The 24,955-nt window shown below is 69.1% G+C and carries 17 protein-coding genes, 2 tRNA genes and 1 pseudogene; 14 read left to right on the top strand and 6 right to left on the bottom strand.

Going from position 1 to position 24,955, the window contains the following annotated elements:
• Window positions 1-17 precede the first annotated feature (17 nt).
• Both DPQ65_RS11145 and topA read left to right on the top strand, forming a co-directional pair.
• Window positions 18-929, top strand: a complete 912-nt coding sequence (locus DPQ65_RS11145) for an aminoglycoside phosphotransferase family protein (protein WP_114907386.1) — start codon at window positions 18-20, stop codon at window positions 927-929.
• A 128-nt stretch (window positions 930-1,057) separates the two neighbouring features.
• Window positions 1,058-3,847, top strand: coding sequence for a type I DNA topoisomerase (topA, locus tag DPQ65_RS11140; protein ID WP_114907385.1), 2,790 nt, complete (start codon window positions 1,058-1,060; stop codon window positions 3,845-3,847).
• Between the two features lie 192 nt (window positions 3,848-4,039).
• Here the strand turns inward: topA and DPQ65_RS11135 are convergent, their stop codons facing one another.
• Both DPQ65_RS11135 and DPQ65_RS11130 read right to left on the bottom strand, forming a co-directional pair.
• The gene (locus tag DPQ65_RS11135; protein WP_162802169.1) at window positions 4,040-5,578 is read right to left on the bottom strand and encodes an HNH endonuclease signature motif containing protein; all 1,539 of its coding nucleotides are present in this window, start codon (window positions 5,576-5,578) and stop codon (window positions 4,040-4,042) included.
• Between the two features lie 82 nt (window positions 5,579-5,660).
• Window positions 5,661-6,893, bottom strand: coding sequence for a trans-sulfuration enzyme family protein (locus DPQ65_RS11130; protein ID WP_114907383.1), 1,233 nt, complete (start codon window positions 6,891-6,893; stop codon window positions 5,661-5,663).
• A 206-nt stretch (window positions 6,894-7,099) separates the two neighbouring features.
• On the opposite strand from DPQ65_RS11130, the gene DPQ65_RS11125 reads away from it, so the two are divergent.
• The 10 genes and pseudogenes from DPQ65_RS11125 (at window position 7,100) to DPQ65_RS11085 (ending at window position 19,446) form a co-directional block, all read left to right on the top strand.
• Window positions 7,100-7,597 carry an Lrp/AsnC family transcriptional regulator gene (locus tag DPQ65_RS11125; protein ID WP_114907382.1) on the top strand — a complete coding sequence of 166 codons (498 nt, stop codon included), beginning with the start codon at window positions 7,100-7,102 and terminating at the stop codon, window positions 7,595-7,597.
• Between the two features lie 95 nt (window positions 7,598-7,692).
• The gene (tmk, locus tag DPQ65_RS11120; RefSeq protein WP_114907381.1) at window positions 7,693-8,424 is read left to right on the top strand and encodes a dTMP kinase; all 732 of its coding nucleotides are present in this window, start codon (window positions 7,693-7,695) and stop codon (window positions 8,422-8,424) included.
• Complete coding sequence (locus DPQ65_RS11115) at window positions 8,421-9,584, top strand: DNA polymerase III subunit delta' (RefSeq protein WP_114907380.1); 1,164 nt, start codon at window positions 8,421-8,423, stop codon at window positions 9,582-9,584. The genes tmk and DPQ65_RS11115 overlap by 4 nt, the downstream gene beginning before the upstream one ends.
• Window positions 9,585-9,631: 47 nt before the next feature.
• A complete protein-coding gene (locus DPQ65_RS11110; protein ID WP_114907515.1) occupies window positions 9,632-11,263 on the top strand; it encodes an alpha/beta hydrolase in 1,632 nt (543 codons plus the stop codon).
• A gap of 59 nt (window positions 11,264-11,322) precedes the next feature.
• Window positions 11,323-11,399 (top strand) — tRNA-Thr (locus DPQ65_RS11105).
• Window positions 11,400-11,518: 119 nt separating this feature from the next.
• Window positions 11,519-11,659, top strand: a pseudogene (locus tag DPQ65_RS16520) (cell wall-binding repeat-containing protein); the annotation flags it as partial.
• Window positions 11,660-11,678: 19 nt separating this feature from the next.
• Window positions 11,679-11,849, top strand: coding sequence for a cell wall-binding repeat-containing protein (locus tag DPQ65_RS16155; protein ID WP_238146796.1), 171 nt, complete (start codon window positions 11,679-11,681; stop codon window positions 11,847-11,849).
• A 650-nt stretch (window positions 11,850-12,499) separates the two neighbouring features.
• On the top strand, window positions 12,500-13,984 hold the full coding sequence (locus DPQ65_RS11095; RefSeq protein WP_162802167.1) for a hypothetical protein: 1,485 nt from the start codon (window positions 12,500-12,502) through the stop codon (window positions 13,982-13,984).
• A 1,101-nt stretch (window positions 13,985-15,085) separates the two neighbouring features.
• Window positions 15,086-19,084 carry an RHS repeat-associated core domain-containing protein gene (locus DPQ65_RS11090; protein ID WP_162802166.1) on the top strand — a complete coding sequence of 1,333 codons (3,999 nt, stop codon included), beginning with the start codon at window positions 15,086-15,088 and terminating at the stop codon, window positions 19,082-19,084.
• 80 nt (window positions 19,085-19,164) lie between these two features.
• A complete protein-coding gene (locus DPQ65_RS11085) occupies window positions 19,165-19,446 on the top strand; it encodes a hypothetical protein (RefSeq protein WP_114907376.1) in 282 nt (93 codons plus the stop codon).
• 64 nt (window positions 19,447-19,510) lie between these two features.
• Here DPQ65_RS11085 and DPQ65_RS11080 read toward each other — a convergent pair whose 3' ends face one another.
• Complete coding sequence (locus tag DPQ65_RS11080) at window positions 19,511-19,810, bottom strand: hypothetical protein (RefSeq protein ID WP_114907375.1); 300 nt, start codon at window positions 19,808-19,810, stop codon at window positions 19,511-19,513.
• Between the two features lie 107 nt (window positions 19,811-19,917).
• Here DPQ65_RS11080 and DPQ65_RS11075 point away from each other — a divergent pair.
• Window positions 19,918-20,008: transfer RNA gene (locus tag DPQ65_RS11075), tRNA-Thr, on the top strand.
• Window positions 20,009-20,061: 53 nt separating this feature from the next.
• On the opposite strand, the gene DPQ65_RS11070 is transcribed toward DPQ65_RS11075, so the two are convergent.
• Complete coding sequence (locus tag DPQ65_RS11070; RefSeq protein WP_114907374.1) at window positions 20,062-20,565, bottom strand: GNAT family N-acetyltransferase; 504 nt, start codon at window positions 20,563-20,565, stop codon at window positions 20,062-20,064.
• Window positions 20,566-20,665: 100 nt separating this feature from the next.
• Window positions 20,666-22,267: a DUF3352 domain-containing protein gene (locus DPQ65_RS15690; protein ID WP_202863088.1), complete on the bottom strand. Its 1,602-nt coding sequence runs from the start codon at window positions 22,265-22,267 to the stop codon at window positions 20,666-20,668.
• A 353-nt stretch (window positions 22,268-22,620) separates the two neighbouring features.
• Between DPQ65_RS15690 and DPQ65_RS15685 the strand changes: the two genes are divergently transcribed.
• Complete coding sequence (locus DPQ65_RS15685) at window positions 22,621-24,291, top strand: C40 family peptidase (protein ID WP_162802164.1); 1,671 nt, start codon at window positions 22,621-22,623, stop codon at window positions 24,289-24,291.
• A gap of 112 nt (window positions 24,292-24,403) precedes the next feature.
• Here DPQ65_RS15685 and DPQ65_RS11050 read toward each other — a convergent pair whose 3' ends face one another.
• Window positions 24,404-24,931 (bottom strand): inorganic diphosphatase, encoded by a 528-nt coding sequence (locus DPQ65_RS11050; protein ID WP_114907373.1) that lies wholly within the window; start codon window positions 24,929-24,931, stop codon window positions 24,404-24,406.
• Window positions 24,932-24,955: the final 24 nt, after the last annotated feature.

Raw genomic sequence — 24,955 nt, 5'->3', positions numbered from 1 at the left:
CGGTAGCCTGACGCCCCGTGACACCCAGCCCCGCCGCCGAGGTCGACATCACCCTGGAGGTGGTGCGGCACCTGCTGGCCGAGCAGCACCCGGACCTCGCGGACCGGCCGCTGAGCCCCCTGGGAGAGGGCTGGGACAACGCCCTGTTCCGGCTCGGCCAGCACTTCGTGGTGCGTCTCCCGCGCCGGTCCGCGTCCGCGGAGCTGGTCGCGCACGAGCACCGGTGGCTCCCCGAGATCGCCCGCCTGGTTGACCTGCCCGTGCCGGTGCCGGTGCGGCACGGCCAGCCCTCGGCATACTTCCCGTGGTCCTGGTCGATCACCCGGTGGATCGAGGGGCGCCCGGCCGTGCACAGCCCGGTCGGTGGCCGCGGCCGCTGGGCGGGTCGGCTGGCGCAGTTCCTGGCCGGCCTGCACCAACCAGCGCCGCCGGACGCACCGGCCAACCCCGTGCGCGGTGTGCCGCTGGCCGTCCGTGATGCCGTCGTGCGGGAGCGGCTCGCCCGGGCCGCGCACCCACGGGCAGACGAGCTGCTGGCGGTGTGGGAGCAGGCCCTGCGGGCCCCGGTGTATGCCGGGGTGCCGGTCTGGGTGCACGGCGACCCCCATCCGTTGAACATCGTGGTGCGCCGTGGTGCGCTCGCTGCCGTCATCGACTTCGGCGACCTCACCGCCGGTGATCCCGCCTCGGACCTGGCCACCGCCTGGCAGACCTTCACGTGGGAGGGCCGGGCCGAGTTCGTGGTGCGCTACTCCCAGCGAGCCGGTCTCGACGAGGCGCTGTGGCGGCGGGCTCGCGGGTGGGCGCTGCTCTATGCCGTCAACTCCCTGGTGCTCTCCGACGACAGCCCGGAGTTCACGGCCATCGCCGAGCACACCGTCAGCCAGCTGCTCGATGCACCCGATGCGCCAGCCGGTCGGCCCGTCTGAGCGCGCCCCCGCGACAACCTGAGTGCTCAGCCTCGGAACGATGAGTTAGCGTGAGCGCCGTCCCCCCGACGTCGACGTCGCGACGAATCCGCGGCACGTGCGGGGGAAGACGTCTGAGAGGTGTCCCCGTGAGTCACAAACTGGTTATCGTCGAGTCGCCCGCCAAGGCGAAGAAGATCGGCGAGTTCCTCGGATCCGACTTCCAGGTCGACGCGAGCGTCGGCCACATCCGCGACCTGCCCAACCCCAGTGAGTTGCCGGTCGAGATGAAGAAGGGCCCCTACGGCAAGTTCGCGATCAACATCGACGAGGACTTCGAGCCCTACTACGTCGTGGACGCGGACAAGAAGAAGAAGGTCGCCGAGCTCAAGCGCGCCCTGAAGGATGCCGACGAGCTGTATCTGGCAACGGATGAGGACCGCGAGGGTGAGGCGATCGCCTGGCACCTTCTGGAGGTCCTCAAGCCCAAGGTGCCGGTCAAGCGCATGGTCTTCCACGAGATCACCCGCGAGGCGATCCAGCGGGCGGTCAACGACACCCGCGACCTCGACCTCGACCTCGTCGACGCCCAGGAGACGCGCCGCGTCCTGGACCGGCTGTACGGCTACGAGGTGAGCCCGGTGCTCTGGCGCAAGGTCCGGCAGGGCCTGTCCGCCGGGCGCGTGCAGTCCGTAGCGACCCGCATGGTTGTCGAGCGGGAGCGGGAGCGGATGGCCTTCCGCGCCGCGTCCTACTGGGACGTGGAGGGCCAGTTCGCCCCCGAGACCAACAGTGGCCAGATCTTCCTGGCCCGCCTCACCGGGGTCGACGGGGACCGGGTCGCGACCGGACGGGACTTCGATGACCGCGGTCAGCTGAAGACCTCTGGCCTGGCCCACCTGGACGCCGCACGCGCGACGAACATCGCCGAGGGCACCCGTGAGGCCGACGTGGTCGTCCGGGAGGTCACTGAGAAGCCCTACACGCGCCGGCCGTCCGCCCCGTTCACCACCTCGACGCTGCAGCAGGAGGCGAGCCGCAAGCTGCGTCTCAACGCCCAGTCGGCGATGCGGACCGCTCAGCGGCTGTATGAGAACGGCTACATCACCTACATGCGGACCGACTCGACCACCCTGTCCGAGTCCGCCATCAGCGCGGCCCGGTCGCAGGCCCGGGACCTGTATGGCTCGGAGTTCGTCCCGGACGCGCCGCGCCGCTATGGCAAGAAGAGCAAGAACGCCCAGGAGGCCCACGAGGCGATCCGCCCCGCCGGTGACTCCTTCCGCACGCCGGCCCAGGTGGCGGGGGAGCTGCGGGGGCAGGAGTTCGCCCTGTATGAGCTGATCTGGAAGCGGACCGTCGCCTCGCAGATGGCCGACGCCAAGGGCTCCACCGCCTCGGTGAGGCTGCAGGCGACCCTCCCCGCGGGGCACGCTGCGAAGACGGCCGACTTCAGCGCGTCCGGCACGGTGATCACCTTCCGCGGCTTCCTCGCCGCCTATGAGGAGGGGCGCGACGAGGAGCGCCACGGCCGTCCGTCCGAGGAGCAGGAGCGGCGGCTGCCGAAGCTCACCCAAGGGGTGGCGCTGGATGTCATCGACACCGAGGCCCAGGGCCACCAGACCTCGCCGCCGGCCCGCTACACCGAGGCCACCCTGGTGAAGGCGCTGGAGGAGAAGGGGATCGGCCGACCCTCCACCTACGCCGCAACCGTCGGGACCATCCAGGACCGTGGGTATGTCCGCACCCGCGGCACGGCGCTGATCCCCACCTGGCTGGCCTTTGCCGTGACCCGACTTCTGGAGGAGCACTTCTCCCGATTGGTCGACTATGACTTCACCGCCTCGATGGAGGAGGACCTGGACCGCATCGCAGGTGGCAACGAGCAGCGCGTCGCCTGGCTGAAGCGGTTCTACTTCGGTGACCAGGCCAACAACGCCGAGGGGCTGCAGGATCTGGTGGCTGACCTGGGTGACATCGATGCCCGCGGCGTGTCCACCATCGACATCGGCGACGGCATCGTCGTGCGGGTCGGGCGCTACGGGCCCTATGTCGAGGACACCAGCACCCAGGAGGAGAAGCCGCGCCGCGCGACGATTTCCGATGAGGTCGCCCCCGACGAGATGACCCCGGAGAAGGGCCGTGAGCTGCTCGAGGCGGCGGCCGACGACGGGCGTGTGCTCGGCCAGGACCCGGCGACCGGGCGGGACATCGTCGCCAAGGCCGGCCGCTACGGGCCCTATGTCACCGAGGTCCTCCCCGAGGACCCGGAGCCCCCGGCTGCGGCCGCTGCAGCCCCAGAGGGTGGCTCGCCGGCGCCGGCGGCCCCGGCCAAGAAGGCGGCCAAGAAGCCCACGAAGAAGGCCGCGAAGGTCAAGCCGCGCACGGCCAGCCTGTTCAAGGACATGGACCTGGCCTCGATCGACCTGGAGACCGCCCTGCGGCTGCTGAGCCTGCCGCGAACCGTCGGGGCCGACCCGGAGAGCGGGGAGGAGATCACCGCACAGAACGGGCGGTACGGTCCCTACCTGAAGAAGGGCACCGACTCGCGCTCGCTCGCGACCGAGGCACAGCTGTTCGACATCACGCTGGAGGAGGCGCTGGCGATCTATGCCCAGCCCAAGCAGCGTGGCCGTGCGGCTGCCGCCCCACCGCTCAAGGAACTCGGCAACGACCCCGTGAGCGGCAAGCCGGTGGTGGTCAAGGAGGGCCGCTTCGGTCCCTACGTCACCGATGGCGAGACCAACGCGACCCTTCGCAAGGATGACGACCCGGCGACGGTGACGCCCGAGCGAGGCTTCGAGCTGCTCGCGGACAAGCGCGCCAAGGGTCCGACGACGCGCAAGCGGACCGCCCGGAAGACGACGGCCAAGAAGACCGCCAAGAAGACCGCCAAGAAGGCCCCGGCCAAGAAGAGCACGGCCAAGAAGTCCAGCTGAGGGCCACGGTCGACTGCCACCCTGACGGCCCCTAGCGGCTGCCACGTGACGGTCCCTATCGACTGCCACCTGGCCCCTAGCGGCTGCCACGTGTCGACGATCGGCCGACTGCCCCGTGCCGTCAGCCGTGTCGAGCGCCGGCGAACATGCCTATGCACCCCGCCGGCTCTGGCGGGGTGCGGGGCACGGTGGTCAACCGAAGCCGGTAGCCGTGAACGGCCGCGGGATGTGCCAGATGACCTCGGTCTCGGTGACGGTGGCGGTGTAGCCGTAGCGGTGCACCACCGTGTGGTGTCGCTGGCAGAGCGCGGCCGCGTTGAGCAGGTCGGTCTTGCCGCCGAAGACCCAGTGGAGCACGTGGTGGATCTGGCACCAGGCGGGCGGCACGGTGCAGCCTGGGAAGCTGCAGTGCCGATCTCGCAGATAGACCGCTCGGCGTTGGGCCGGGGTGAACAGGCGCTTGACGCGACCGACGTCGAGGGGCTCGGACGGCCCGCCGAGCACGACCGGATACAGGTCGGCGTCGCAGGCCAACCGGCGGATCGCTCCGGGCGACAATCGGTGACCATGCTCGTCGGTGCCACCGCCAGGCACCTCGCCCTTGAGGGCCTCCAGGTCGGCCGTGACCTGGATGCGGCCGGCGCCGCAGGTCGGGGCATCCGAGGCATCGGTCGCGGCGGCGCGAGTCAGGATCTCGACCAGGGCGTCCCCGCGTCGCTGGGAGGCCGTGCGCGTGTCGGTGCGTTGCAGGCCGTGCTGGTCGGCGGCAGGGCGGGGCTTGGTCAGCGGGTCCAGGGCGGCCTGCAGGATGGCCTCGGCCTCCTCGTCGAGGAGGAGCTGCCACTCGGCCAGACCGGCAGTCGTCCCGGTCCGCCGCAGGAGCCGCTTGCCGGCCTGCTTGGCCTCGGCCTCGTCGTCATCCGGTGCCGGCTTCAGCACCGCCTTGGCGCGCTTCACAGCCGTGCTCAACGACCGGGTGCCGAGGGACTCGACGTGGTCGGTCAGCGTCGTCATGATGGCCTTGAGTGACTCGGCGTCGGCGATCGGCGCCATCTCGCGGGCGAACCGCGCCACGATGTTGACGCGGGCCACCCGGGTCGTGCCGTCGGTGATCTTGGCGCCCAGCGTGCCCAACAGGTCATCGTCCATGGTCCCGGCGACGCGGGCGGTAGCCAGCGCCTCCGGACGGTCGATCATCGGCGCCCACGTCGTGATCCAGTCCGGCACGGAGTGCCCGGACTGGGCGGGCAGCCCGCGGCTCATGGCCTCGTGCGTCGCGCGGGTCAACAGCGACTGGGCGGCCTGCACGAGAGCCTGCGCAGCGCCGACGGTCTCGCCCAGGCTCTGCTCGGGCAGGCTCGCGTGTGGGAACTCGGCGACAAGCAGCTGCGTCAGCTGCGCCGCCCCGGCCAGGAACTCGGGGACGGCATGACCGGAGTCGGTGAAGCCGACTGTCGTCGGTCCGGGGACGGCGAGGTCCGTGGTGTCGCCCGACGCCCCATCGGCGAGGGACGAGAGCGGTGACGGCGCCTGCGGAAAGGCTCCCGGGACGCCAGCAGCAGGCTCGGGCACCAACGGACCCGCGCCGTCGGCAGGGCCCTGCGGCAGGGGGCCCTTTCCGATCACCGGTGCATAACGCACCCGACCCGGCCCGGCGCCCGGGGAGGCGGTCGACACAGGTGCGCCAGCGGCATACGCCTGCTGGTCTGTCGCACTCGTCTGTCGATCCATGTCTCGAACATAGATGCGACCACTGACAGTGCCCTGACCTGGATGTATGGCCTCCCGGCAGGGATCGCCACGCACCCGTGGGTCACCGGTGCGAGAGCACCTCGAGCGACCCGTGGCGCTCCCGGCCCTGGTCCACCGAGCCGCTCCCGGCCGGCGCGCTCGCGAGCTCCAGCGCGCGGCAGAGGTCGGTGACGACATCGCCCGGGTCCTCCAGTCCGACGGACAGGCGCAGCACGGAGGCCGCGGGGCGGGCCTCTGGTGCCACCGGCCGGTGCGTGAGAGAGGCGGGGTGCTGGATCAGGCTGTCCACGCCGCCCAGCGACACGGCGTGCGTGACCAGTCGACACGACTGGGCGACGGCGACCGCGACGTCGAAGGAGGCCACCTCGAAGGCGAGCACCGCACCGCACCCGTTCATCTGCCGGCCGACCAGTCCCTGCGGGTCGCATCCTGGGATGCTCGGGTGGAAGACGCGGGAGACCGCGTCCTGCCGGTTGAGCCACTGCGCAACGACCTGGGCGTTGTCCTGCTGGGCGCGCACGCGGGTCGGCAGCGTCTGCAGCCCGCGGTGCAGCTGGTAGGCCGCCATCGGGTGCAGGAGCCCTCCGGTGAGGGCCCGGACCCCGCGGATCCGGGTGGCCCACTCAGTGGACGTGGCCACCACACCCGCCATGATGTCGCCGTGGCCGCCGAGGAACTTGGTGGCCGAGTGCAGAACGATCGTCGCGCCGTGTTCGACCGGTCGCTGCAGCACCGGGGTGGCGAAGGTGTTGTCGACGACCACGGGGACATCGCCGGCCTGTGCCGCCACCGCGGACAGGTCGACCAGGTCGAGGGTGGGGTTGGCCGGGGTCTCGACGATGACCAGGCCGGTGTCGGGCTCGATCGCTGCGGCGATGCCGTCGGGCTCGGCCCAGGTGACGCGCGTGCCCAGCAGACCGGTGGCCAGGACGTGGTCGGAGCCGCCATAGAGCGGTCGCACCGCCACCACGTGCGGCCTGCCGGCCGCGACCGTCGCCAGCAGCGTCGCCGAGAGGGCCGCCATGCCTGAGGCGAAGGCGACCGCCTGGTCGGTGCCCTCCAGGCGGGCCAGCGCCTCCTCGAAGCGCCCCACGGTGGGGTTCCACAGTCGCTGATAGACCAGGCTCTCTCCGGGGCGCGGGGTCCCGCCCGAGGCCAGGGACTCGTAGGCGGCCCCGCCGGCCTCGACGTCTGCCACGGGGTAGGTGGTGGACAGGTCGATCGGCGGGACGTGCACCCCCAGCCCCGCTAGGTCCTCGCGCGCGGCGTGCACGGCCTCGGTGTCGAACGACATGCTCTCCCTCTCTGTCCGGCGGGCGTCCCTGCCCGCGTGCTGCGTCGAGACGCCTCTCGGCGTCGCGTGCCGTGAGCGCAACTCAACGTGCTCACGCCTCTCATTGTGGGCGATCTGCGGCAGAATTGTCACGTTCCCTCATCTCCTGCGGCTGATCAGCCTCGACGGTGTTGATTCTGTATCCCGTTGCGCTCTAGGCTTGGCGCATGGCGAAGAAGATTCAGCCCGAGACCGGCCCGGTCCTGGACCGCGTCGACCAGCAACTCGTCGCCCTCCTCGAGCAGGACGGGCGCACCCCCAACGCGACCCTGGCGCGTGAGGTCGGGGTGGCCGAGTCCACCTGCCTGGTCCGCGTGCGCCTCCTCCGGGAACGGGGTGTGATCCGCGGCATCCACGCCGACATCGACCCCGCCATGGTGGGGCGGCCGGTGCAGGCCATGATCGCGGTGCGCTTCGGGGGTCACCGGCGCACCCACTTCGAGGAGTTCCGCGAGGAGGTGCCCAAGTTGCCAGGTGTGATCGGCGCCTTCCACGTCAGCGGGGCCACCGACTACTTCGTGCATGTGGCCTGTGAGTCGGCCGATGCGCTGCGCGACTTCGTCCTGGACCACCTCACCAACCGCCCCGGCGTGCTGCACGCGGAGACCGCGCTGATCTTCGACACGCTGAAGGGGGAGGGGACTCTCAGCGGCCTGGAGGGCTGATCTGAGGCCAGGGCGCGACCGCCCCGACCCGGTCCCCAGGCCTGCCCTGTGGGGACGGAGGCACGTCTGTCAGGGATGTCACCTAGGCTCTGGGTGTGCCGCCGACCTCGCCTCCCACGACCGCTGCGCAGCCCGGTGTGTTCGTCGCGTTCGAGGGTGGCGACGGCGCCGGCAAGTCGACGCAGTCCCGGTTGCTCGGCGCAGCCCTCCAGGCGTTCGGCCGCGAGGTGCTCCTGACCCGCGAGCCCGGCGGCACGCCGCTGGGCGCCGCGATCCGCGAGGTGCTCCTCCACGGTGATCACGTCGCTCCCCGGGCCGAGGCCCTGCTCTTCGCTGCCGACCGGGCCCACCATGTCGCCACCCTGATCCGACCGGCCCTGGAGCGCGGCGCGGTGGTGCTCACCGACCGTTACATGGACTCCTCAATCGCCTACCAGGGTGTGGCGCGGGACCTGAGCCATGACGACGTGCGCGGACTCTCCGTCTGGGCCACGGAGGGTCTGCAACCCGACCTGACGGTGCTGCTGGATGTCACCGCCGAGCAGGGCCGTGCCCGCCGCGCGGGCGTCCACGACCGCCTGGAGCGCGAGGAGGACGCCTTCCACGAAGCGGTCCGGGACGGCTACCTCGCCCTCGCCGAGCAGGATCCGTCTCGCTATCTCGTGCTGGACGCGGCCGCAGACCCGACCACACTGCATACGGCCGTATGCCGTGAGCTGGCCGCCCGCCGCCCCGACCTGAGCGCTCTGGTCCCGGTGGGCACCGACTCCTCGTCGGAGGACTCCCGCGACGGGTCCACCTCCCCGGTGGCGGGGGAGTCGTGGTGAGCGTCTTCGACGAGCTGGTCGGGCAGGCCCCGCTGGCGGAGCAGCTGGTGCACGCTGCCGCCCATCCCGAGGCGATGACCCACGCCTGGCTGTTCACCGGGCCGCCCGGGTCCGGGCGGTCCAAGGCGGCCCGGGCCTTCGCCGCGGCCTTGCAGTGTGAGGGCAGCGGGGCGCCCGGGTGTGGCGAGTGCCAGGCCTGCCGCACCGTCCTGGCGGGGAGCCACGCCGACCTGATCGTGGAGGCCACCTCCGAGACCTTCATCCGGGTGGGGCGGGCTCGCGAGCTCGCGCTGGCGGCCGGCTCCCGTCCCACGGTCGGGCGGTGGCGGGTGATCATCATCGAGGATGCCGACCGCCTCAACGACCAGGCCGCGGACGCGCTGCTGAAGTCACTGGAGGAGCCGCCGCCCCGCACCCTGTGGATGCTCTGCGCCCCGTCGTTGGAGGACCTGCTGGTGACCATCCGGTCCCGGTGCCGGCACCTGCGCCTGCGCACCCCGCCGGTCGACGACGTCGCCCGGCTGCTCCAACAGCGAGACGGGGTCGACGCGGCGATGGCGCACTACGCCGCCCGCGCGGCTCAGTCCCACGTGGGCATCGCCCGGCGCCTGGCGCTCGATGAGCAGGCGCGCTCCCGGCGACGCCGGGTGACCTCGATCCCGTTGAGCCTCACCGGCCTCGGGGCGGCGCTCGCTGCCGCGGAGGACCTGCAGAGCTCGGCGGCCGAGGGGTCGGCAGGCACCGCGGGCCAGGAGGCGGAGGAGGAGCGGGCCGTGCTGCTGCGGCAGCTGGGGGCCGACCCCTCAGCGCGCACCCAGCCGCCGGCCATACGCTCCCACCTGAAGGAGTTCGACGAGCGGCAGAAGCGGCTGGCCCGCCGGCAGCAGCACGACACGATCGATGCGGCACTGACGGACCTGACCTCGGTCTACCGCGACGCGCTCGTGCTCGGCACCGGGGCCGACATCGGGGCCATCAACTCCACCGAGATCGACTCCCTGCGCGAGCTGGCCAGGGCCTTTACGCCGGTCCAGCTGCTCGAGGCGCTCGATGCCATCGGGCTGGCCCGGCAGCGACTGATCGCCAATGGTTCGCCGTTGCTCGTGCTGGAGGCGATGATGGTCGCGCTGATCCTCCCGAGGGCGGGCCAGGGCAGATGACCGAGGCGGGTGGACCAGGACACTCAGGAGAGGGATCAAGGATGCGCATGACAACCAGGGCCGGCGTGCGGGGACGGTGGGGGCGGCTCGCCGTGGGTGTGGCGGTGCTGGGGCTCCTGGCGAGCGGGTGCACGGGCGCACCGGGCACCGAGAAGGTCGACGGTCCGCGCGCTGGCTCGGACGACGGGACGACCGGCACGGAGGGCGCGCAGGGTTCGGCCGACGACGCACCGACGTCGGGTGACGACGACGGTGTGGACACCGGCGGCGAGGCCCCCGGGCCGGAGGTTCCCGAGGGTCTGGAGGAGTTCTACGCCCAGGAGCTGGCCTGGGAGTCCTGTGACGGTGGGGAGTGCGCCACCCTGACCGTGCCCATCAACTACGCAGAGCCGGAGGGGGACACTATCGAGCTCGCGCTGCTGCGGGTCTCTGCGAGTGGCAGCAAGCAGGGGTCGTTGGTGGTCAACCCGGGCGGCCCGGGTGGCTCCGGCGTGGACTATGCCACCCAGGCGGGCATGGTGGTGTCCGAGAGTGTCCGGGAGCAGTTCGACATCGTGGGTTTCGACCCCCGGGGCGTGGCCCGCTCGGCGCCGATCGAGTGTTTCGACGACGCGCAGATGGACGACTACCTCGGGGCGGACCCGACGCCGGACGACTCGGCCGAGGAGGCCGACTCTGTCGAGCTGGTCAAGAGTTTCGCCGCGGCCTGCGAGAGGAACGCCGGCGAGCTGCTGGGGCACGTCTCCACGGTGGAGGTGGCACGCGACATGGACGTGCTGCGCGCGGCCTTGGGCGAGAGTCAGCTGGACTACCTCGGGGCCTCCTACGGCACCTTCATCGGAGCCACCTACGCGGAGCTGTTCCCCGCCGGTGTGGGGCGCTTCGTGCTCGACGGTGCGGTCGACCCGACGATGAGCGGCAAGGACATGGGCCTCGGGCAGGCGGCCGGGTTCGAACAGGCCACCCGCGCCTACGTGCAGAGCTGCATCGAGGGTGGCGACTGCCCCCTGGGCGACGACGTCGACTCCGGCATGGCGGGCATCACAGCCTTCCTCGATGAGCTCGATGCCAACCCACTCCCGCTGGAGGGCGACGCCGCCGGTGAGCTCACCGAGGGCTGGGGAGTCCTCGGCATCATCGTGGCCATGTATGACGAGGGGGCCTGGCCGATCCTGACCCAGGCCCTGCGCTCCGCCCAGGACGGGGATCCTTCCACGCTGATGTTCCTGGCCAACATCTACGCCGGCCGCTCCTCGGACGGTGTCTACGACGGCAACAGCATGCAGGCCATCACGGCCGTGAACTGTCTGGACCGGGCCGCCGAGCCCGATCTTGATCGCGAGCAGGTGCTCGCCGAGTTCGAGGAGGTGGCGCCGACGTTCGGCCGCTACCTCGCGGGCGAGGGTGCGTGCGCCTACTGGCCCGTGGAGGCACAGACCGTGCTCGAGGACTACGATGCCGAGGGTGCCGCTCCGATCGTGGTGATCGGGACGACCCGGGACCCGGCGACGCCGTACGAGTGGGCGGTGTCCCTGGCCGACACCCTGTCCTCCGGTGTCCTCATCAGCTACGACGGTGACGGGCACACGGCGTATGGCCGTTCCAACGACTGTGTCGACGACGCGGTGAACGCCTACCTGCTCGAGGGGACTGTCCCCGAGGACGGGCTGTCCTGCTGATTCGTTCCCCGGTCGGGCGATCGGTTATCCTCCCTGGGCACCCTTTTCTGCGGGTGCGTGCCGCCTTAGCTCAGTCGGCTAGAGCGATTCACTCGTAATGAATAGGTCGCCGGTTCGATTCCGGCAGGCGGCTCCACAAAAGTGCAGGTCAGACCGGGTTCCGAGAGGTACCTGGTCTGACCTGCACTTGCGACCAGTGCTGCTCTGTCTGCTCTCAAGCCGGACGAGGTTGTCATCGTCGGCGGTAGGAACGCGGTGGCGGGCGGAATCACTGCGGAGGTCCGTGCGGCTGCTCCCGGGGCGGCCGTGACCCGCGTGGCAGGTGCTGACCGCTATGAGACGGCGGCCGAGTTGGCTGCCGAGTATGGCGACCTGACCGGCAACGTTGTGGTCGCAACCGGAGCCGATTTTGCTGATGCTCTCCGCCGGGCAGCTGGGCGACCCTTTGCTGCTGACCCACCCCGGACACCTCACTCAGGCAACGGCAACGGCCCTGAGTGATGCCAGTTCGGTGACCATCATCGGCGGCCACCTGGCCGTGTCCAGCAAGACCGAGCACCAGCTCCAGGACGTGCTCGGGCGCTGACCCAGACCTGGTGGCCACCCGGCCGCCGCCACCGGCGAGGGGACACCACTTTCCCGCAACAGCCCCTCGCCGGAATCCCGACTAGACCCCCACGGTTCACTCTCTGTCCGTGGGGGGCTAGCTGTGTCGGTCGAGGATGGCCCGAGCAGGTTGCCCGGGGCCGAGCCAGATGACCGTTCCACCGTGAGGCTTCCCCGGTGTGATTGGCCTGTCGCAGAGTAGGAACTTGCCGGTGTTGGAGGTCTGCCGGTCTCAGATGGTGCGGTACTGCCACAGGTCCATGCCCCTGGGGGTCTGGGGCTTCGAACAGGCAGAAGGGCGCGGCGATCACCAACGGGTAGATGACCAGTGAGTACTCGTTGATGAGCTGCCAGAACATGAAGGTGACGAACAGGGCGCATGGCTGCGCGATGAGGAACAGCGTGAAGTGCAGGCGGCTCGTGTCGAACCCCTTGGCGACCACACGCCGGTGAGCGGCTCTGGGTGAGTTCCTCGGGTGCGGTGCGCATCAAGTGTGCGTTTGTCACGTTTTGATCTCGGCTATTGACGGATGGCAGGCGCTGCCCAGTAGGTTTCGGCCAGGTCTTCGGCGATGGCGCTGGGGAATGACTGCTTGGGGTGGTCCTGTGGGGGCTCGTCGGGTACGTGTGGTGGTTGGCCTGGTTGCTGCGGGGCTGCTCTCGGGTTCGTGGGTAGCGATGCCGGTGGGTGCCGATGAGGCTGTCGAGTCACCCGAGGTTGGTGAGCTGGCCGTCGAGCCTGCCCCGGTGATTGAGGGAGACCTTGTCACCCCAGTGGCACCGGTGGAGGTGTGGGACCCGGCGACGTACGAGCCCGACGAGTTCGTGTGGCCCGAGGGTGGTTCAAGCCAGGTTGTGGTTCCCGGAAGCCCCGATGATCTGGTGGCGGTCGGAGAGACGGTGGTTGCGGTCACTGCTCCTGATGGGGACTTCAAGCAGGCTGGTTTCGCTGGGGGGATCGAGGACGACGACTTGGAGGGGCGGGCATCTGGGTCCGGCGAGCTGGTGGCTCCGGGTGCTGTGCAGGTGGATGTGCTGGGCCACGCGGATGTCGAGGCCCTGGGTGGGGTGGGTGCGGGGTTTGTCCTGTCGGCTGCGAGTGATGAGGAACTGGGTGCGGCGGGCGCGGAGGGCGCGGAGGAGGCGGACGTTGAGGCGCCTGGTGTGGCCGGCGTGGGCGTGGTGGTGGACGTCTCAGGGTTAGATGCTGCTTACGGTGGGGATTTCGGTTACCGGTTGCAGGTGGGTCGGGTGCCAGGGTGTGTGGTCGCTGCGGCGGTGGAGACTCGTGAGGTGTCACCGGGTGCGGCGCGTGTGTTGGGCTCGGGAGATGAGCGAGACGGCGTGGTTGCTGATCAGTGCCGTGGCGCGATCGAGCCGGTTGACGCGGTGTACGACGCTGGTGCCGGGACGTTGAGTGCGGTCGTGCCGCTGGACGATGCTGCGGGAGGTGACCGGTACCTGGATGGTGCGGGGACTGAGAGTCTGGTAGGGGAGGGGGCAGAGCAGGGCCAGGATGTTGCCGAGGCCGAGGCCGAGGCGAGCGAGCAGCCGCTGCAGGGCCAGGCGGAGCAGAGGGAGGTGCCGGGGTCGGAGGAGACGGTGGAGGAGCCTGCGCCCGACCCTGTCCAGGAAGACGGGGCTGTTGGGCAGGAGCCGGCCGGGGTGTTTGTGGTGTTTGCGGGGTCTTCGGGGGCGGCGGGGTCGTATGCAGCGACACCGTTGACGGTTGCTGGCGGGTGGGATGTGTCGTTGGGGTCGGGGTCGTTTGAGTGGGAGTACCCGTTGCCGGTGGCTGAGGCGGTGGTGGGTGGGGTGCCGGATCTGGTGTTGGGGTATTCGTCGGGATCGGTGGACGGGATGACGTCGGGGGACAACTCGCAGCCGTCGGGCGTGGGCACGGGGTGGGGGTTGAACGAGGCGTATGTGGAGGCCCGGTATGCCTCGTGTGGTCGGGTGACGTGGATGAGTTCGTCGCAGGATCTGTGTTGGGAGGGTGACTTTTACCGGTTGGTTTTGAATGGTCGGGCTTCGGATCTGGTGAAGGACACGGCTGCGACGTCGGGGGCCCCGTCTGGTGTTGTGGTGTATCGGATGGTCGATGATGCGGGGTAGCGGGTGGAGCGTCACGAGTCGGGGTCGGCCGCGTTGAACGGGGATCATGAGGGTGAGTTCTGGAAGGTCTTTGATACTGCTGGGACGGTCTACACGCTGGGTCGGGGGTTTGTGGACACGGAGGGTCAGTCGCGGCGGGCGACGAACTCGACGTGGACGGTCCCGGTCTTTGGTGACGATGTGGGGGACCCTTGTTATGCGTCGGTGTTGGAGAACGCGTGGTGCACGCAGGCATGGCGGTGGAACCTTGACCGGGTACAAGACTTGCCGGGGAATGTCATCAACTACTTTTACGTGAAGGAGACGAACAAGTACGACCGGATGGGCGTGGTGGACGCCTCGTATGTGCGTGGTGGGTACTTGTCGCGGGTGGAGTACGGGACAGCGACCACGTCTGGTGGGGTTGATCAGGCGGCGACGTCCCGGGTGGTCTTTTCGTGGGAGGACCGGTGCACTCAGCGGGCCACGGGTCAGGTAGACGGGTCGGGCAAGACGTGTGTGGCGTTCACGAAGGCGTATGCGAAGTATTACCCGGACGTGCCGATGGACCTGATCTGTTCCTCGGGGTGCACGGAGGGGGCGCCGACGTTTTTCTCGCAGAAGCTGTTGCGGTCGGTGACTTCGCAACGGTGGAACGGGGCCTCGTTTGCGTGGGTGGACCGGGTGAATCTGGGGTACGGGTTCCCGCTGCATGAGGACGGGACGTCACCAGGGTTGTGGCTTTCGCGGATCCAGAAGGTCGGGTATTCAGCCTCCGGGAACACGGCGGTGCCGACGATCACGACTCATGGGGCCCAGTTCGATAACCGGGTGGACCACAACGCGGCCCAGGGGGTTCCGCGCCTGTCGAAGTACCGGGTGGTGGGGATCACTGATGAGTTGGGGGCCCGCACGGATGTGACGTATGGGCAGCCGCCGGGTGCCTCGTGTACGGGTGCGCACCCGAGTGCGTTCGACACGAACGGTAAGGCGTGCTTCCCGCGGTACTGGAAACCCGACGGTGCCCCGGGCGGGTTCGGGTTGTTCCACAAGTATGTGACGTTGGCGGTGTCGGTGGATAACCGGCTTCCTGGTGGAACGGTCGGTGGGGGTGAGCCGTCGGTGGATCATCTGACCCGGTATACGTATTCGGGGTCGGCGGCCTGGGCGCAGGACAACGAGCCGGTCAAGGTCACCCCGTTGACAGTGCAGTCGTATGCGGGGTGGCGTGGGTACCGGGACGTGCGGGTCGACACGTTGTTGGACGGGGTGTATCGGGGCAGTGGTTCGGGTCGGATCATCGAGGCGACTGATTACCGGTTCTTCCGGGGCATGTACGGCACGAAGCTGTCGAACGGGTCGACCCGCACGGACAGCATCCCGGGGTTCATCTCCGGTTCCACGCCGGACCGTGCCTGGTTGGCCGGTCAGGTTGCTGAGCAGCGGTCCCGGGAGGTCTCGGCCACGGGAGTGGTCGGGCCGGAGCTGAGTGGGACCGCCTACACCTACGGCGTGGCACGCACGGTGCCGGCGGTGACAGGACAGAGCGATCCGTTCAACGATGCGTCGCTGGTCGTCACGTCCGCGGTGCGGGAACGCACCCGGGTCGTCAGCGAGGCGGGGACGGCGTCCACGCAGACCAAGCGGATGGAGTATGAGCACGACGCCTATGGTCGGGTGACCTCGGCGTCGCGGGCCGGGGCGGTGGTCCCGGCGTGTGTGCGGACCGAGTATGCCGCGGGGGCGGCCGCGCGTGAGTTGAACAAGCTGGACTATGTGGGGCGGGTGTATGAGTACACCTCTTCGTGTGCCGGCAGCGGCACGTTGGTGGGTGATACCCGTTATTTCTATGACGGGTCGACGTCCTCAGCGGCGACGCAGGCCATCCCGGGCGGGTTGGTGACGCGGGTGGATGAGCGTGCCAGCTCCAGCAAGGTGATCACCACTAGGACTGGCTATGACTCCTACGGCCGGGTGACTTCGGCCACGGATGGGTTGGGCAAGGTCACCACGACCAGTTACAGCCCGGTGACCGCGGCCACGCAGAGCATGAGCGTGACGAACCCCGCCGGGCACGTCACCTCGACCTTGCTGGACTCACGCCGGTTGATCCCGGTGCAGATCACAGACCCGAACGGGAACGTGACCAGGGTCGGGGCCGATGACCTGGGTCGTACGTCCTGGGTCGCTCAGCCCGGTCATACCTCGTCGTCCCCGACCACTCGGTTTACCTACCTGCTTGATGAGGACAAGACCCTCCCGCCGCAGGTGAACACTGCCACGCGGCGGGTCGATGGGACCTATGAGACCTCCAGCGAGTTCTTCGACTCCCACGGACAGCTCCTGCAGGCTCAACGCGCACCTGGTGATGGGTCCTCAACTGTGGTGTTCGTGAACACCAGGTATGACGAGCGGGGCAACACCGAGGCCGTGTCGCAACCGGTCGTGTCTGCTGGGACGGTCGGGGCCGGGATGATCGCGGTGCCCACATCGGCTGTCTCGGAGACCAGGTGGCGTTACGACGGGTTGTCTCGTCCGTTGCGGGAAGGGTTCTACGCCAGCAACGCCTTGCTGTGGGAAAGCACCAGCGCCTACCACGGCACCCGGACGGTGACCACGCCACCGGCCGGGGGTGTGGCCACCACGGTGGTCACCGACCTGCTGGGCAGGGTCACCTCCCGCACCGAGGGAGTGGCGGGCACGGGGCCCGGGCTGGCGACCACGTCCTACAGTTACGACGTGTCCGACAACCTGATCACGGTCACCGACCCGGCCGGGAAGACCACGACCAACAACTATGACTGGTTGGGCCGGCGGACCTCCATCACGGACCCAGCGGCCGGGACCGTGACCACCAGCTACGACAACAACCACCAACCGGTCACCACCACCCGTGCTTCCGGGTCCTCCCTGACTCGCACCTACGACACGTTGGGGCGGGTCACCAAGGTCACCGGCAAAGCCACCAGCGTGGCTACCGCCCAAACCCTGCAGACGTCAACGTTTGACACCGCCACGCGCGGCAAGGGGCTGCCCGCCACGGTCACGACCCACACAGCAGCAGGCACCTACAAGACCGCGACCACCGCCTACACCAACCGTGGCGCCCCCTCGAACGCGACGTACACGGTCCCCACGCCCGGCACCGGGACACCGGTCAACTACACCTATACCTACACCTACGACAGTCTTGGTCGGCTAGCCACCACTGGGCTACCGGCCGTGGCCCAACTGTCCGCGGAGACCCTGACCCACGGCTATACCCCGACCGGGGCACCGGCCACCCTGACCGGCACCAGAGAGTACGTCTCAGCCACCGACTACCGGGCCGACCACCTACTGGCCAAGCGCACCATCGGGTCAACCACCACCGAGGCCTTCCTAGACACGGCCTACACCTGGGACCCACAGACACAACGCCTGGCCAGTGTGCGGACGGTCTCGGGACTGACCGAACAACAGATGACGCTGCGACGAGTCGTCAGCAACGACCAATACGACTTCGACCCGGCAGGGAATCTGACCTCGGTCACCGACGTGCACCCCTCGACCGACATCAGGACGTGTCACACCTACGACACCCTGAACCGGTTGACTCATTCCTGGACGACGACAGCCACCGCCTGTGCAGACTCTGACACGCAAGCCGCTGGGACTGGTGGGTACAACACGAAGTGGGGATACACCACTGCTGGTGACATCACCTCTACCACCCGCGAAAGTCAGACCACAAACTACACCTACGGTTCGAGCGCGCCTGCTCACGCCGTGACCAAGACCACCACCGGGAGTGCGTCCACCAGTTACACCTACACCCCCAACGGGCAACAAGACACCAAGGCCACCACCGGCGGCGCCAGCCCGGGCACCACCAGTTATGAGTGGGATCTGACCGGCAACCTCGCCACCGCTACCACAACCGGGACCGACCCAGGGACCACGACGCTGGCGCACGCCCTGGACGGGACCCGGCTGGCCCGCACGACCAGCTCCGGGACCACGACGATCTACCTTCCGGATGTGGAAATCACCTACCCGGCCAGCGGCAACCCGACTGCCGTCAGGTACTACACCCACGACGGGAACACCGTCGCGATCCGACGCAGCAACTACACCCTGACGTGGCAAACCAGCGACAGGCAAGGCTCGGCCTTCGTCCAGCTCGGGGACGGAACCATCAGCGCGACCCGGTTGCGGTACGACCCCTACGGCCAACCCCAGTCAGGCACCCCGGTCACCGACCGGTCCTGGCTCGACAAGACCACCGACCAAACCACCGGCCTGACTCACCTCGGCCACCGCTACTACGACACCACCCTCGGCCGGTTCCTGACCCCCGACCCGCTCGTGGACCAGTCCACTACCCAAACCTCCAACCCCTACTCCTACGGAGCCGGAAACCCCACCCACTACACCGACCCCGACGGACTCCTCCCACGCAAACCCTGGCTCGACGACGGCCGCAACCCACCCAAAGCCAAACCCAAATACACGCCCCCGGCCAACCCCATCAAGTCACTCCAACCACTCGACGACTTCATCAAGGCGAGAGCGAACCCTGCTTACAAGCGCTCTTCGAACCAGAGTGGGCTACTCGGCGCTCCGCAGCAGACAGCCAGTGTCGGCGGACCAGCGCCACTGCCACAAGAGCGAGGACTGTCGTTCTGGCTCGGAGAACTATCGGGATGGAACGACGTCCAGGCCTGCTTCTCAGGACAGAGTCTCGGCTCCTGCGGCTGGACAGCCGTCGCCTGGTTCCCAGCAGGGAAACTCGCCAAAGGCCTCAAAGTCACCAGCACCGCCGCAAAACCTGCCGCAAAAACTGAATCGACATTCGTGCGCAACGTACTTCGGGACGAGCGCGGATCCGTTCGGCTTGGCGGACTTGGGGATGGTGGGATCAAGGGTGCGACTGGTTCAGTCGGGAAGATCGCCGATCAGTTCGGATACTCCACCAGGCAGATTCGAACAGCGATCCACGATGTCAAACGAGGTAGTGCTTTTCCCGGTAACCCGGACGTCGTGATCGACCGCGCCGGAGAGGTCTATCCGGTAGGTCGCGATGGGGCGGCCGGGGACTCCATCGGGAACATCCTCGACTCTCTCGGGGGGAACCGGTGACACTTAACGACGGCTGGGCTCGTGGCTCGGTCCGGATAGTGGGTCAACGTGGGCCGCTGAGTCAAGTCCCTCCAGGGCTCGTGGCGCTGGCGGAGGCCCGCCGCGACCCAAGGGTTCTCGTCCTCCCGGCGGCGGTCTCCGACGACGCCTCCATAGACGAGGTGATGACGAGCCTGATGGAACTCATATCAGCCCACGCCATTCAGTTGAGAGCTCTTCGCCGCGACAACGACGCCGAGCTCCAAGTTTTCCTCGGTTGGTCGCCTCGGGCGCCGCAAGAGTCCCTAGCGCTGGATTCCAACCTGGTCGCGGCAATGGCCGGTCTCGGGGCCGGTCTCGTCGTTGACACCTACAGCGAATAGGAGGCGAATGACCAAACAGTCGTGACGACACGGCGGCTTGCCCTGGCCGGGCTTCTGTATGCCGTCAACTCGAGTCGGCGATGGCCCTGGCAACGCGTTCGGGGTGCAGCCAGATGATCGTCCCGCCATGAGGCAGCACCGGCCGGGAGCCCCGCGTAACCGACTCCGGGTGGTGGTGTGCGATGTGGGCCCGGACATCGTTGATCGCGGCCAGTGCGGCGGCGGTGGCTGTCTCTCCACGGCCGCCGATACGCCAGTCAGGGAAGGCCACGAGCCAGCTCCCGTCAGCGCCCCGGGCGGTCGTCCACGTCGGTAGATCGAGCGCAGCTAGCCAGCTCTCGATCTCGGTGCCCAGATCGTCCATGGAAACAGTGTGACTGTGCGACCAAGATGCGACCACCGTGCGACCAAGGAGACCTAAATCAGCACGGGTGTGCGAGAACCAACTGGAACGAAAACCGCCCCTGACCAGCCAGTTTGCGCTAGCGTCGATCTCATGAGCACAGCGAATCGTTCACTCGTAATGAATAGATCGCCGGTTCGATTCCGGCAGGCGGCTCCATGGGAACCCCAGGTCAGCGACCTGGGGTTCCGTCGTTCCCAGGGACACCGGTGTCACCCTGCTGCCTGCAGCAGGTCCAGCGCGTAGGCCACCAGGTGGATCCCCGGGACCGGCTCCCAGTCCCGGGCCGGATCCCGCACGAAGCCGAACGACTCATAGAGGGCGTGTGCCGGCGCCATGCTCGGCTGGGTGGACAGGACGATCCGTGCGTGTCCAGTCTCCCGGCTGCGATCGAGGCAGGCTTGCACCAGGGCACGCGCGACGCCGCGTCCGCGTGCCTCGGGGAGGACCGCCAGCATCCGGAACTCACCCTCGTCGCCGGCGGCCACCTCCTTGTAGGGCGAGCCGTCCGGGCACCAGGTCACCGTCCCCAGGATCGTCGCGCCGTCAGTGGCCACGAGAAGCTCCGCGGCGTTGGCCCGTGCCGCGGCATCGCGCAGCACCTCGACATAGGAGAAGTCCGCGGCCAGGTGGCCGTCGTGGACGTAGGCGACAGCCGTGATCTCTCCGACTCGCTCAAACTCCTCGGGCACGGCCGGGCGCACGGTCAGGGGCATGCCGTCATGGTGACACGGCGGGCCGTGGGCACAACGCACGAGGGGCCCACCCGGATCACCGGGTGAGCCCCTCGTCGGGGCCGTCAGGCTCGAGCGTCGATCACTCGTCCGCCACGAGACGGAAGGTGAACTCGCCGTTGCCGTCGGCGTCGCTGCTGCCGCTGTAGCCCACGGCGGCGAGCGACTCCAGCGCGTCACGTGCCTGCTGCTCCTCGATCTCGCTGAGGTAGAGGTGCTCGAAGCTGTTGACGTTGACGTAGAACACCGAGTCGGCGTCGGCGGCGTTGGGCACGGCCGACTGGAACACGGCGCTGTCACCCAGGTCGCCGCCGGAGGTGACCGCGTCGACGTAGGGCTGGCTGACGCCCAGGGTCAGCACGCCGTCGCTGTCGTCGCGGACCAGGAACTGGTCGACCTCCGGCTGTCCGGTCAGGCCCAGCGCCCGGGTGAGCACGTCCTGCGCCGCCGCGGTGTCGGTCTCGGTGCGGTAGGCGATCTCCCAGGCCTCGAAGCTCTCCGGGTCGTTCTGCAGGTCCAGGACGCCCGGCCCGACCGAGAGCACCAGACTGGAGCCGACGAGCGTCTGGATGTCTTCCGGCACCGTGAACCCGGCCTCGGCAGCCTGTGTCTCCGCCTCAGCGGCATCCTCCGGGAACTGCTCCTTGAGCATCTTGTAGCCCTGGGCCACGAACTGGTCGCCGTGCTCCAGGCTGAAGGCGCCGACGGTGTCCTCGGGCAGGTCCAGGATCAGGTGTCCGCTGTCACCGCCGTCGACGCCCAGGCCGTCCAGGCCCCGGGTCACGCCCGTGAGCTCGATGGAGTCCTCGGAGAAGCGCAGCGCCGCTGCGAAGCGTCCGGTGGCCATCTGCTCGGCCAGGCGGCTCGTGCCCCCCAGGCTGCCCAGGGCGCCGGAGGGGTCCATGCCGGACGCAGCATCGAGCGACTGCTCGGCCATCGGGCTGTCCGCCAGGGTGGCCAGTGGCTCGGCGTCGACCCACGCAGACAGGACGCCCTCGTCGCCGAGGGAGTCCATGTCCTCGCGGAAGGTGTCGTTGTCGGCCAGCGTGCCTGCCTCGGTCTTGTCCTGCATGGTCTCGACTGCGTCGGTGGTCGTCAGCACGGCGTAGTCACCCTGGAAGTACCAGTCCAGGCCCTCCGAGGGTGCGCCGTCGTCGTTGGTGACCTCTTGCAGCTTGGTCAGGCCCGCGTCGGCGGCCTCCTCGTCCTTCACCTGCAGGGCGATGCCGAAGTAGGGCTCGTCGCTGCCGTTGGGCACCAGGCCCAGGGCCAGCCGGTCACCGAGCCACGGCTCGATGTCCTCGTCGTAGTCGATGGCAGCGAACGCCTCGTCCTCCTCAGCCATCCACTCAAAGGCCTTGGCGCGGATGTCGTCGCCGCGCAGAGCCTCCAGGGCCTCGTCGTCCAGTCCGTCGAAGAACCGGACCGCAGCGATCTTCTGACCGACCTGCGGGTTGATGTCGAGGCGGACGTAGGCCGCCGTCTCCTCGGGCAGGGCGCTCGCTGGCTGGTCGCCGCCACCGCTGAGCATCCGGGTCGCCGCCCAGGCGCCTCCACCGATCACCAGGGCAGCCACGACAGCCAGCGCGATCAGCAACGCGGGTCGGCTCTTGCTCTGGGTGGGCGGCTCGTAGGTGTAGGACGAACTCTGGCCGTCAAAGGTGCCGGCCGGTGGTGTAGTCATGTCTCTCCCCCATGGGTGTGATGGTGTCCGGGCCCTCGGCCCACGGCAGCCATAGGACGGGCCCTCTGCCGACCAGGATACCCGCCCCGCCGCTTTCGTTACCAGATCGTTACCGGATGATCGAAACCTGTGCATGCCCGGAAAAACAGGCGCCAGACCTGCTGAAAGACACGCGTGTGATTTCGAACGGTGCCGGGCCTCCGAGTCCCTGGGGCGCCTGATGTGGCTGTGACCAGTGTATATACGTGTGACTGAAGTTTCTTTTGTTGCTGAATGGCCCTACTGTCATCAGCGGCCGCACAGCCTGTTTGCCCCCGAGGTGCGGCCTCCGACATGTTGGAAGCGAGTTTGTTGTGACTCTCCCCGGACGCCGTTCCCGTTTCGGCGCACTCTTCACCGGCGCCCTCCTCGTGGCCTCCGGCATGCCAGCGATGGCCGCCGACGACTATGTGCCCTCCGAGGAGGAGGTCCGCGCGGCCCAGCAGGTCGTGGTGAACACCGAGGGACGGGTCGCCGAGCTGGACGGCCTGATGCTCAGCTATACCGAGCAACTGCGTGGGGCGCAGCAGGCCGCCGAGATCGCCGCCGAGGACTCCGCGCTGGCCAGGCACGAGGCGGAGACCGCCGCTGCTGAGGCGAGCCGGCTCGCGGACGAGGCCACCGCGGCACGTGAGGTGGTCGTCGAGGCGAATCAGGTGCTTGGTCGCCACGCCGCCGAGGCCTACAAGTCCGGTGGCCTCTCGACGCTGGAGGTGCTTCTCTCCGACGGCCCTGAGACCCTGATCGACCGGGCAGGCGCACTGGATGTCGTGGGCCGCATCAAAGCACGCGACATGAGCGAGGCGTCTCTGGCCTCCGGGACCGCAGAGGCGCTCGAGCGCGAGGCGGCTCTGGCCGCCGCCCAGTCGGAGGCGGCCGCGGTCCGTGCGGACGAGGCAGACAAGGTCGCTGAGGCGGCACTTGTGGACGCCGAGGCGCGCAGTGCCGAGCTGGCCGCCGACCGGGAGTCCACGGTCCTGGAGCTCGCCCGCCTGCGCGAGGTCTCCGTCGAGGCCGAGCAAGCACGTCAGACGCATTTGCAGGCGGAGGCCGACCGGATCGCCGCGGAGGCCGAGCAGCGCCGCGTCGAGGAGCAGCTGGCCCGGGAGGCCGCCGAGCAGGAGAGGCAGGCAGCAGAGGCAGAGGAGGAGATCCAGCCGACCGACTCGGAGCCCACGCCAGACCCCGCGCCGACGCCAGGCCCCGCGCCGACGCCAGGCCCCGCGCCGTCGCCAGACCCCGCGCCGTCGCCCACGCCGGATCCTGAGCCGTCGCCCACGCCGGATCCTGAGCCGTCGCCATCACCGTCGCCGACGCCGGATCCTGAGCCGTCGCCATCACCCACTCCGTCGCCGTCACCCACGCCGACGCCTACTCCGTCGCCGTCACCCACGCCGTCGCCTGCGCCCGTCCCTGAGCCGAGGCCGACGCCGCCGGCCCCCTCACCGACACCGCCGCCGGCTCCGTCACCGACACCGACACCGCCGCCGGCCCCGACGCCCACGCCGACGCCGCCCCCGGCGCCTGAGCCACCGGCCCCCTCGCCGAAGCCCACGCCGACACCGCCGCCGGCTCCCGAGCCGCCGCCGGCCCCCGCCCCCGGACCTGCTCCGGGCGCCGAGACAGCGATCTCCTACGCGCACGAGCAGCTGGGCAAGCCCTACCACTGGGGCAGCGCCGGCCCGGAAGGCTTCGACTGCTCGGGCCTGACCAAGGCCTCCTGGTCACAGGCAGGGGTCTACCTGACCCACTCCAGCCGGCTTCAGTACCAGGAGACCGCAAAGGTGCCGGTCACCGAGGCCCAGCGCGGAGACCTGCTGTTCTACAGCTACGACGGCACCCAGGCCGGCATCTTCCACGTCGGCATCTACCTGGGCGACGGTCAGGTCATCCACGCCCTGCGCGACTGGTCCAGCTGGGACGGCACGAAGATCACCGGCATGTACTACGCCACCGGACTGCTGCCCTACGCCGGTCGTCCCTGACCCACTCGACCCAGGGGCAGCCGCGCGAGCACGACCTCGCCAGCTCTCGGCATACCGCCCGCAGCAGTCAGCCCCCGTCACCACAACGGTGACGGGGGCTGAGCTGTGCAGGTCAGTGAGCCTGGTTGCCCGGTCCGGACCACCGGGCAGTCGTCAGGCCCGCGTCCTTGGCCCGCTGCACGGACTCGTGGTAAGTCTGCTCGGCCTCGGCACGGCCCGCCCAGTGGGCGCCCTCCACGGACTTGCCCGGCTCCAGGTCCTTGTAGACCTCGAAGAAGTGCTGGATCTCCAGGCGGGTGTGGTCGCCGATGTGCTCGAGCTCGCGGATGTTGGACTTGCGCGGGTCGTCCGCCGGAACGCAGATGATCTTGTCGTCGCCGCCGGCCTCGTCGCGCATGTGGAACATGCCGATCGGACGGGCCGCGACCAGACAGCCGGGCCAGGTGGGCTCGTCGAGCAGCACGAGGGCGTCCAGCGGGTCGCCGTCCTCACCGAGCGTGTCCTCGATGTACCCGTAGTCGGCCGGGTAGCGGGTGGCGGTGAACAGCATCCGGTCGAGCCGGATCCGCCCAGTGGCGTGGTCCACCTCGTACTTGTTGCGGCTTCCCTGCGGGATCTCGATGGTCACGTCGAAATGCATGAGGTGAACCCTTCATAGTCGGAA

The sequence above is a fragment of the Ornithinimicrobium murale genome (assembly GCF_003352835.1).
GTDB classification, from domain to species: Bacteria; Actinomycetota; Actinomycetes; order Actinomycetales; family Dermatophilaceae; genus Ornithinicoccus; species Ornithinicoccus muralis.
The sequence above is the reverse complement of the archived record's forward strand: the minus strand, read 5'-3'. Positions and strand labels throughout refer to the sequence as shown.